This window comes from Rhodococcus sp. R1101, assembly GCF_000278445.1.
Classification (GTDB): Bacteria; Actinomycetota; Actinomycetes; order Mycobacteriales; family Mycobacteriaceae; genus Rhodococcus; species Rhodococcus gordoniae.
Genome location: NZ_AJVB01000699.1, coordinates 1 through 1,463 on the forward strand (window position 1 = coordinate 1; position 1,463 = coordinate 1,463).

The 1,463-nt window shown below is 69.8% G+C and carries 2 protein-coding genes; both read left to right on the forward strand.

Annotation, left to right across the window (positions count from 1 at the left end; all coding sequences use genetic code 11):
- Positions 1 to 660 (forward strand): FecCD family ABC transporter permease (locus R1101_RS0123360; RefSeq protein WP_016935597.1); only part of this gene is annotated, 660 nt, incomplete at its 5' end.
- Positions 657 to 1,463: FecCD family ABC transporter permease (locus R1101_RS0123365; protein ID WP_016935598.1), on the forward strand; the 807-nt coding region annotated here is incomplete at its 3' end. The genes R1101_RS0123360 and R1101_RS0123365, both read left to right, overlap by 4 nt.

The window sequence follows — 1,463 nt, forward strand, 5'->3', positions numbered from 1 at the left end:
CAGACCTCCATGATCTGGGTCGCGATCGTGGGTGCCGCGGCGGCCGCACTGTTCGTCTACACGATCGGATCGCTCGGCCGTGGGGGAGCGACACCCCTCAAACTCGCGCTCGCCGGTGCCGCCACCTCGGCGGCGCTCGCGTCGTTCGTCACCGCCGTCATCCTGCCCCGCGGCGACATCGCGGGCAGCGTGCGGTCGTGGCAGATCGGCGGGGTGGGCGGAGCGAACTTCGAGGCCATCTCGCAGGCCCTGCCGTTCTTCGGCGTCGGCTTCGCCGTCTGCCTGCTGTCGGCGCGCAGCCTCAACTCCCTCGCACTCGGCGACGACATGGCCGCCGGTCTCGGCGAACGGGTCGCTCTCGCCCGTGGCGTCGCCTCGTTCGGTGCCGTCCTGCTGTGCGGGGCGGCGACCGCGATCGCCGGTCCCATCGCGTTCGTCGGTCTCGTCGTGCCGCACCTGTGCCGGTTGCTCATCGGCATCGACAACCGGTGGTTGCTGCCGTTCTCGGCTCTCGTCGGTGCAGGATTGCTCACCGCCGCCGATGTCGTCGGCCGCATCGTGGCCCGACCCGCCGAGATCGACGTCGGCATCATCACCGCGCTCATCGGGGCGCCCTTCTTCGTGTACATCGTCCGACGGCAGAAACTGCGCGAACTGTGACAATCACACTGGCCACCACCGAACCCGCCATCGACGAACTCGCCGCCGGCAGAGTGCGGCGCGGACGGCGTCGACACCTCGTCATCGCCGTGCTCGCGACTCTCGTGGCCGCAGCCTTCGCCGCGAATCTGATGTTCGGCAAGACGTTCTATCCGCCCGCGGACGTGCTGCGTGTCGTCCTCGGACAGGACGTGGCCGGCGCGACCTTCACCGTCGGACGCCTGAGACTTCCCCGCGCGGTCCTCGCGGTGGTCGCCGGTGTCTGCTTCGGGCTCGGCGGCATCACCTTCCAGACGATGCTCCGCAACCCGCTCGCGAGCCCCGACATCATCGGAATCAGCTCCGGGGCCGGTGCCGCGGCGGCGTTCGCCATCATCGTGCTGGGCCTCGGTGGTACCGGCGTGTCGATCTTCGCGATCGTCGCCGGTCTGGCCGTGGCCCTGCTGATCTACGGCCTGTCCTATCGCGGTGGTGTGGCGGGCACACGCCTGATCCTCATCGGCATCGGCATCGCCGCGATGCTCGACAGCGTCACTTCCTATCTGCTGAGCACTGCGGCAACCTGGGATCTGCAGGAGACGATGCGCTGGCTCACCGGCAGCCTCAACGGCGCGACGTGGGGTGCGACGGTGCCCGTCGTCGTCGCCCTCGCCGTGCTCGGGCCGGTACTGCTCGTGCAGACCCGCAACCTGTCGATGGTCCAGCTCGGGGACGACGCCGCGCAGGCCCTCGGTGTGCGGGTCGAGCGCACGCGTCTGATCGCGATCGTCTCGGCGGTCGGGCTCATCGCCTTCGCCACCGCC